The sequence below is a fragment of the Umezawaea beigongshangensis genome, from assembly GCF_016464305.1.
Taxonomy (GTDB): domain Bacteria; phylum Actinomycetota; class Actinomycetes; order Mycobacteriales; family Pseudonocardiaceae; genus Umezawaea_A; species Umezawaea_A beigongshangensis.
Genome location: NZ_JAEIOJ010000006.1, coordinates 388605 through 395460 on the forward strand (window position 1 = coordinate 388605; position 6856 = coordinate 395460).

8 protein-coding genes are annotated in these 6856 nt (G+C 70.4%); 6 read left to right on the forward strand and 2 right to left on the reverse strand.

The window, feature by feature from the left end; all coding sequences use genetic code 11:
* The first annotated feature begins 31 nt into the window (after positions 1–31).
* From IMZ35_RS17885 to IMZ35_RS17900, 4 genes are all read left to right on the forward strand, one after another.
* The gene (locus IMZ35_RS17885; RefSeq protein WP_199442225.1) at positions 32–1309 is read left to right on the forward strand and encodes an ABC transporter substrate-binding protein; all 1278 of its coding nucleotides are present in this window, start codon (positions 32–34) and stop codon (positions 1307–1309) included.
* A complete protein-coding gene (locus IMZ35_RS17890) occupies positions 1309–2286 on the forward strand; it encodes a carbohydrate ABC transporter permease (RefSeq protein WP_199442226.1) in 978 nt (325 codons plus the stop codon). Before IMZ35_RS17885 ends, IMZ35_RS17890 begins: the two co-directional genes overlap by 1 nt.
* A gap of 2 nt (positions 2287–2288) precedes the next feature.
* The gene (locus IMZ35_RS17895; protein WP_199442227.1) at positions 2289–3128 is read left to right on the forward strand and encodes a carbohydrate ABC transporter permease; all 840 of its coding nucleotides are present in this window, start codon (positions 2289–2291) and stop codon (positions 3126–3128) included.
* A 124-nt stretch (positions 3129–3252) separates the two neighbouring features.
* The gene (locus IMZ35_RS17900; protein WP_199442228.1) at positions 3253–3642 is read left to right on the forward strand and encodes a tellurite resistance TerB family protein; all 390 of its coding nucleotides are present in this window, start codon (positions 3253–3255) and stop codon (positions 3640–3642) included.
* 26 nt (positions 3643–3668) lie between these two features.
* Here the strand turns inward: IMZ35_RS17900 and IMZ35_RS17905 are convergent, their stop codons facing one another.
* Positions 3669–4172 carry a beta-class carbonic anhydrase gene (locus IMZ35_RS17905; RefSeq protein WP_199442229.1) on the reverse strand — a complete coding sequence of 168 codons (504 nt, stop codon included), beginning with the start codon at positions 4170–4172 and terminating at the stop codon, positions 3669–3671.
* Between the two features lie 341 nt (positions 4173–4513).
* Here IMZ35_RS17905 and IMZ35_RS17910 point away from each other — a divergent pair, with 341 nt between their 5' ends.
* Entirely contained in the window at positions 4514–4651 is a 138-nt protein-coding gene (locus IMZ35_RS17910; RefSeq protein ID WP_199442230.1) for a hypothetical protein, read from the forward strand.
* A 45-nt stretch (positions 4652–4696) separates the two neighbouring features.
* Here IMZ35_RS17910 and IMZ35_RS17915 read toward each other — a convergent pair whose 3' ends face one another.
* The gene (locus tag IMZ35_RS17915; protein ID WP_199442231.1) at positions 4697–6295 is read right to left on the reverse strand and encodes a glycoside hydrolase family 64 protein; all 1599 of its coding nucleotides are present in this window, start codon (positions 6293–6295) and stop codon (positions 4697–4699) included.
* A 301-nt stretch (positions 6296–6596) separates the two neighbouring features.
* Between IMZ35_RS17915 and IMZ35_RS17920 the strand changes: the two genes are divergently transcribed.
* Positions 6597–6856, forward strand: a 260-nt coding sequence (locus IMZ35_RS17920) for a hypothetical protein (protein WP_199442232.1), incomplete at its 3' end; no start/stop codon positions are given.

Consider the following 6856-nt stretch of genomic DNA (forward strand, 5'->3'; position numbering starts at 1 on the left):
CTCGGCCGACGTTGTCAGGAGTGGACTTCCCATGCGCTCGATCCGCACCATCCCCACGCTCGTCGTCGCCTCCGCGCTGGTGCTCGCCGCCTGCGGGGGCACGGAGCCCACCGAAGCCGGTGGGCCGGTCACGCTGACCTGGTGGCACAACGGCACCACGGACCCCATCAAGTCGGTCTGGGAACAGGTGGCCGTGGACTACCACGAAGCCCACCCGGACGCGACGATCAGCGCTCAGCCCATCCAGAACGAGGACTTCTCCACGAAGATCCCGCTGGCGCTCCAGTCGACGACCCCGCCGGACGTCTACCAGCAGTGGGGAGGAGGTGACCTCGCCTCGCAGCTCACCTCGGGAAAGCTCGCCGACATCACCGAGAACACCAGGGGCTGGATCTCCACCATCGGCGACTTCGCCCAGGGCTGGCAGGTCGACGGCAAGCAGTACGGCGTTCCGTTCGCGCAGCACGTCGTCGGCTTCTGGTACCGCAAGGACCTGTTCGAGCAGGCCGGGATCACCGCGACCCCGACCACGGTGGACGAGTTGAACGAGGCCGTGAGCAAGCTGAAGGCCGCCGGGGTCGCACCGATCGCGGTGGGGGGCAAGGACCGCTGGCCCGACGCCTTCTACTGGAACTACTTCGCCGTGCGCAGGTGCTCCCCGGAGGTGGTCGAGCAGTCGGTGAAGGCCGTCGAGCTCAAGGACCCGTGCTGGCGCGAGGCGGGTGAGGACCTCCAGGCGTTCCTGGCGACCGAACCGTTCCAGGACGGCTTCAACGGCACTCCCGCGCAGCAGGGCGCGGGCAGCTCCGCCGGTCTCGTCGCGAACGGCAAGGCCGCGATGGAGCTCCAGGGCGACTGGGAGCCGGGCACGATGTCGTCGCTGACCGAGGACCCCGACCTGGAGTCGAAGATCGGCTGGTTCCCGTTCCCGTCGGTCGAGGGCGGGAAGGGAGCTCCGAACGCCGTGCTCGGCGGCGGCGACGGCTTCTCCTGCACGACCAGGGCGGCGAAGGCGTGCTCCGACTTCCTGGAGTACCTGGTGAGCGACGAGGTGCAGCACTCCCTCGCGGCGAGCGGAACGGGTCTGCCGGTCAACCCCGCCGCGGCCACCGCGCTCAAGAGCGACGCGCTGAAGACCGTCTTCGAGCACGGCCGGAACGCGCCGCACGTGCAGATGTACTTCGACCGCGCGCTCCCGACGAACGTGGGCGCCGCGCTCAACGAGGCCGTCGCGAACCTCTTCGCCGGGCAGGGATCGCCCGAGAGCATCGTCGAGGCCGTGAACCAGGCCGCGGCCGGAAGCAAGTGATGACCGAGACGACCACGACGGTGGGGCGGCCGGTCGCGCCGCCCGCCCCACCGGCTCCGCCGAGGCCCCGCACCCGCCGCACGAGCACGCGCACGCGGCTGGAGCTCGTCCTGCTGCTGGGGCCGGCACTGGTGCTGTTCGCGCTGTTCGTGCTGGCGCCCATCGGCATCGCGGCGTTCTACAGCCTCTACCGGTGGAACGGCTTCGGTCCGCTCCAGGACTTCGTCGGCCTGACGAACTACACCGACGCGCTGTCCGGACCGGTGTTCCAGAGCGCCTTCTGGCACAACGTGATCATCGTCGTGCTGTCGCTGGTGGTGCAGCTGCCGCTGAGCATCGGGCTCGCGCTGCTGCTGAACCAGAGGCTGCGCGGCCGGGCCGTCCTGCGGGCCGTCGTGTTCGCGCCCTACGTGCTCTCCGAGGCCGTCACCGCCGTCATCTGGCTGCTGATGCTGCAACCGGGCGGGTTCGTGGACCGGGTGCTCGTCGCGGCCGGGCTGGGCGACCTGGTGCAGCAGTGGCTCGCCGACCCCGACGTCGTGCTCTACACGCTGTTCGCGGTGATCACCTGGAAGTACATCGGCTTCGGCGTCGTCCTGCTGCTGGCCGGGCTCCAGGCGGTGCCGGTGGAGGTGCGCGAGGCCGCCGCGCTCGACGGGGCCTCGCCGTGGCAGACCACCAGGCTCGTGGTGCTGCCCCTGCTCGGCCCGACGATCCGGATCTGGATCTTCCTGTCGGTCATCGGCTCGCTCCAGCTGTTCGACCTGGTGTGGATCATGACCCTCGGCGGTCCGGCGAACGCGTCGACGACGATGGCGACCTACCTCGTCGACCACGGCTTCAAGCGCTACGAGTTCGGCTACGGCAGCGCGGTGGCGGTGGTCGTCTTCGTCGTCTGCTTCCTGTTCGCCCTGCTCTACCAGCGCTACGTGTTGCGCCGCGACACCGAGGGCGCAGTGACCAGGATGGTGGGCTGATCATGGCCGTGCACGTGTCCAGCAGGTCCAGGTTCGGCACACCGGCCGGTTACCTCGCGGCGGCGCTGATCGTCGGGGTCACGGTGGTGCCGCTGCTGTTCGTGGCCCTGGGCGGTTTCCGCACCACCGCCCAGATCAACGCCGCGCCCGCCGGGTTGCCCGGACCGTGGGTGTGGGACAACTACCGGGCGATCCTGGTCTCGGAGACGTTCTGGCAGTTCCTGGGCAACAGCGCGCTGATCGCCGTGATCGCGACGGTGCTGGCCGTCGGTCTCGGTTCGACGGCGGGATTCGCGTTGTCGCGCTACGACTTCCGGGGCCGCGAGGCGTTCTACACGCTGTTCACCCTGGGTCTGCTGTTCCCGGTCGGTCTGGCGGCGCTGCCGCTGTACCAGTGGCTCAGGCAGCTGGGGCTGCTGGAGAACCCGCTCGGGGTGGCCCTGCCGCAGGCCGCCTTCTCCCTGCCGGTGACGATCGTGATCCTGCGTCCCTTCATGCGGGCGATCCCGATCGAGATGGAGGACGCCGCCGTGCTCGACGGCGCGAGCAGGCTCGGCTTCTTCTGGCGCATCCTGCTGCCGCTGTCCGTGCCCGCGCTGATCACGGTGAGCGTGCTGGCGTTCGTCACCAGCTGGAACGCCTACCTGCTGCCGCTGCTGGTGTTCAACGACGCGACGAACTTCACGCTGCCGCTCGGCGTCGCCACGTTCCAGTCGCAGTACTCCCAGGACACCGCGCTGGTGCTCGCCTTCACGGCCCTGTCGATGATTCCGGCGCTGGCCTTCTTCGTGCTCGCCGAGCGCCGCATCGTCGGTGGGCTCACCGGTTCGGTCAAGGGCTGAGGGAAGGGTGGCTCACGGCGCGGCGCCCACCGCGCCGTGAGCCCCGGTGCGGACGGCCGGTCGCGGATGCCCGAACGGCCGAGGTGCGCGAGAACGTGCGACAGGTCGATCTAGGGTGTGTCCCATGACTGAGTTCACGGAGGAGGAGGGCCGGACGCTGCGCACGGCCGTCTTCGGCGCGATGGTCCTGGTGTCCACGGCGGAGCCCGGCGCGCTCGACCAGGAGAGCCGCGCGGGGATCAGGGCGATGACGCACCTGTCGCCGGAGTTGCGCGACGTCCTCGCCGCCGACCGGCCCGAGCTGCCGGAGGGTTCCGCGGCCGACGTGGAGAACGGCGTGCTGACCGCCCTGCGCCTGTCCACCCGCATCCTCGCGGCGAAGGCGCCGGCCGAGGCGCTGGCCTTCCCCGCCGCGGTGGTCGCCGTGTGCCAGGAGGTCGCCTCGGCGGACGGCCGGGTCGGCGAGGCGGAGCAGGCGGTCGTCGGGCGGGTCCGGGCAGCGCTCGGCGTCTGATCCCGGACCGCCGCGGTGGTCCGGGATCACCGTTGCGCGATCGGGTGCACCTCGTCGAGCTTCCCGGTCGCCACGTCGAACACGAACCCGCGGATCGAGTCCTTCACCGGCACGAACGGGCTGATGCGGATGCGCTCGACCGACTGGCGCACGTCCTCCTCCACGTCGGTGAAGGACTCCACCGCCCAGGACGGCTTCACGCCCACCTCGTCCTGGATGGTCCGGGTGAACTCCTCGTCGGTGAAGGTCAGCATCCCGCAGTCGGTGTGGTGGATCAGGACGACCTCCCGCGTGCCGAGCAGGCGCTGGCTGATGGCGAGGGAGCGGATCTCGTCCTCGGTGATCACACCACCGGCGTTGCGGATGACGTGGGCCTCGCCCTCGCCGAGGCCCAGGACGCGGTAGACGTCGATGCGGGCGTCCATGCACGCCACGACGGCGACCTGCTTGGACGGCGGGAGGGGCAGCGGACCGGAGAACTGCGCGGCGTAGGCGGCGTTGTTCGCGATCAGCTCGTCGGTGACGGACATGGTTCGGGTTCCTGTCTGCGGGAGAGCGGTCCGGGACGCGGCAGGTGTCCGAGTGAAGTGGCACGTGCGCGGACGGGCAAGCGGGACACCCGACCCGACCAGCACGTGGAACCACACCTTCGTGGCGTCACCCCGGACGGCTCGCGTCGTTGGTGCGGTTCCGCCGACGCCCCGTCGCCCCCGCCGGGCAGCTCCGACCAGCCGGTCGGTGAGGAGGTCGGCCGTCCGCACGCCGACGTCGCCCTCCAGCTCACCGTCACCGGTGAGCCCGAGCAGGGGCGCGAGGTGGGCACCGGAGGACTCGCCCCACGCCGCGCTCCGGCAACCGGGACGGTTCCGGCGTGGCGTTCGTGCACGTCGAGGACGTCGAGGACGTCGACCCTCCGGCTGCTGGCCAGGGCGGGCGACACGTCACCGGGGCGGCGGCGTTCGAGGAGATCGCCCGCCGCCGCGTCGCGGAGGACCTGCGCTCCGGCTGACCGCCGCCCCGGCGCGGGCCGGGGCGGCGACCGTCCGATCAGCGCTCAGCCGCGGTGCCACTTCTGGTTCGCGGTGCCCCCGCAGTCCCACAGCTGGAGGACCGCGTCGTCGTTCGGGTTCCAGTCCGCGATGTCCACGCACTTGTTCGCCTGCGGGTTGACCAGGTCACCCGCGCCGCTCAGCACGAACTGCTGGGCGGCATTGCCGCTGCACGTGGCGAGCTGGACCGCCGCGCCGTTCGCGGTCGAGCCCCACGCGACGTCCACGCACTTGTTGTTCTGCGACCGCAGCGTGCCGCCGGTGAACTCGAACCTCTGGTTCGCGGCACCGGTGCAGTTCCGCACGATCAGCCGCTGGCCGTCCGCGTAGTTGCCGTTGGGCACGTCGACGCACTTGCCGTGCCAGTCGCTGACGATGCTGCTGGTCGTCGGCTGCGGGGTGCCCGGCCCGCCGGCGCCGAACGGGGTCAGGACGATCCCCGCGGCACGCGGATCACCGTCGTGCACCAGCGACTCCTGGGCCTGCACGTCGTCGAAGGCGAAGCCGTACGCCTTCCCGTCCACCATGTTCTGGTGGATGACCCGCGAGTAGTGGTTGGTGATCGCGCCCCGGTAGAAGTCGGCCGGCCCGCCGCCGGGCTGGGTGTCGATCGTGCCGAGGGTGGAGCGGTGCAGCGCCGCGCACAGGGTGCGGGCGATGGGGCCGACGACCTGGTCGTTGGGCGCTGCGAGCGCGCCGTCGCAGCCCCACACGTTGGCGGTGGACGGCCTGGTGAACGAGGCGACGTGCTGACCGGCGGTGTTGGTGAAGTTCATGACGTTGCCGGAGGTGCGCCCGAAGTACCTGGTGTTCGGCTGGTCGGTGAACGGCACGACGGTGAGGGTCTTGCTCGTGTACGCGTTCCACGCCTGGGCGATGTAGGGGTCCAGGTAGGTGGGGCTGAACAGCCCGGCGTCGGCCGCCTTGCCCGGCGCGAGGACCCGCAGCACCGTGCCGTCGGACCTGGTCAGGATCGAGTTCGCCCAACCGGGCTGGTTGCGCAGGGCGTTGATCACGTTCTCGCGGCCGTTCGAGACCAGCTCACCGGTCTTCTTCGTCGCGCCGCTCGCCCCGGTGACCGTCACCGCGTGCGGCACGGCGAACTGGTCCACCTGCGAGCTGTTGAGCCACAGGCCGGAGTCGTTGTAGGTGAACTCGCTCCAGTCGAACAGGATGTTCCGGTTGGGGTCGCCCGCGGCCCACGGCGCGGGCTGCACCAGGCCGTCCGGGGTGAGGAAGAACTTCAGCTTCTCGCCGAACGACATGTAGACGCGCCCGGAGATGAAGCGCGGCACCCGCACCGTGACGCTGCCGCCGTTCGCGGGACCGGCGATGGAGACGTCGGGAGCGGGCACCGGCGGGTTCGAACCGGGGGACCAGGGGGTGAAGCCGCCTCCCTGGTTGACGTACCCGAGCCGTCCACCGGGCCGGATGTCGGTGCCCAGGACGTAGAGGTGCACCGGCTCCGAACGGCCGCTGTTGTTGGTGATCGTGAGGGGCAGCAGGTCGGGGCCGATCGCCTGAGCCGGTGGACCGGAGACCGCGACGGACGCGGCCACCGCCAGTGCGGTGATCGCGCTCGACCACCTGGTTCGTCTGTGCATGCGAAGACTCCTCGGACAGGGTGGAGGGCGACTTCCCCGCCAGCTGACGCCGTCACCCGGCGGGAGCACGCTCGCGGGGGCCGGTTGCAGGACCGGACACCGCCGTGAGAGCGCTTCCATAAGCTTGTGCACCCGCTTGACCCGTGTCAATGGCGAATCGTGACCCGCGTCACCGTGCTTCCGGCCTGGCTCTCGGTGAGCAGGTGGGGCGACTACGCCGAAAGAGCTAACGGAGAGTGAGCTGGGGACCTACCATCCTGGGCGGTGTCATTCTTCCGACTGACACATGAGGGGGCGAATCGTGACTGAGGCCAATCCGTTGGTGGCGCAGGCGCCGGGTGAGCCGGGTGGTCTGGTGAACGCCGGTACGGGGGACAACGGGTGGGCGTCGGGGATCTCGATCGCCGAGTCGGCGATGGACACGTGGAACGGGTTCAAGGAGGGCAGCTGGGTCGAGGGTGGTCTCGGTCTGGTGGGTCTGGCGGCGGATGCGGCGAGCATGGCGATCGATCCGTTCGGGACGTTGATGTCGTCGGCGGCGGCGTTCTTGATGGAGCACGT

Bases quoted from the DNA above. Each gene is read 5' to 3' on its own strand.
- IMZ35_RS17915 (WP_199442231.1), bottom strand. From the start codon at position 6,295: ATGCACAGACGAACCAGGTGGTCGAGCGCGATCACCGCACTGGCGGTG.
- IMZ35_RS17905 (WP_199442229.1), bottom strand. From the start codon at position 4,172: ATGTCCGTCACCGACGAGCTGATCGCGAACAACGCCGCCTACGCCGCG.
- IMZ35_RS17890 (WP_199442226.1), top strand. From the start codon at position 1,309: ATGACCGAGACGACCACGACGGTGGGGCGGCCGGTCGCGCCGCCCGCC.
- IMZ35_RS17895 (WP_199442227.1), top strand. From the start codon at position 2,289: ATGGCCGTGCACGTGTCCAGCAGGTCCAGGTTCGGCACACCGGCCGGT.
- IMZ35_RS17900 (WP_199442228.1), top strand. From the start codon at position 3,253: ATGACTGAGTTCACGGAGGAGGAGGGCCGGACGCTGCGCACGGCCGTC.
- IMZ35_RS17885 (WP_199442225.1), top strand. From the start codon at position 32: ATGCGCTCGATCCGCACCATCCCCACGCTCGTCGTCGCCTCCGCGCTG.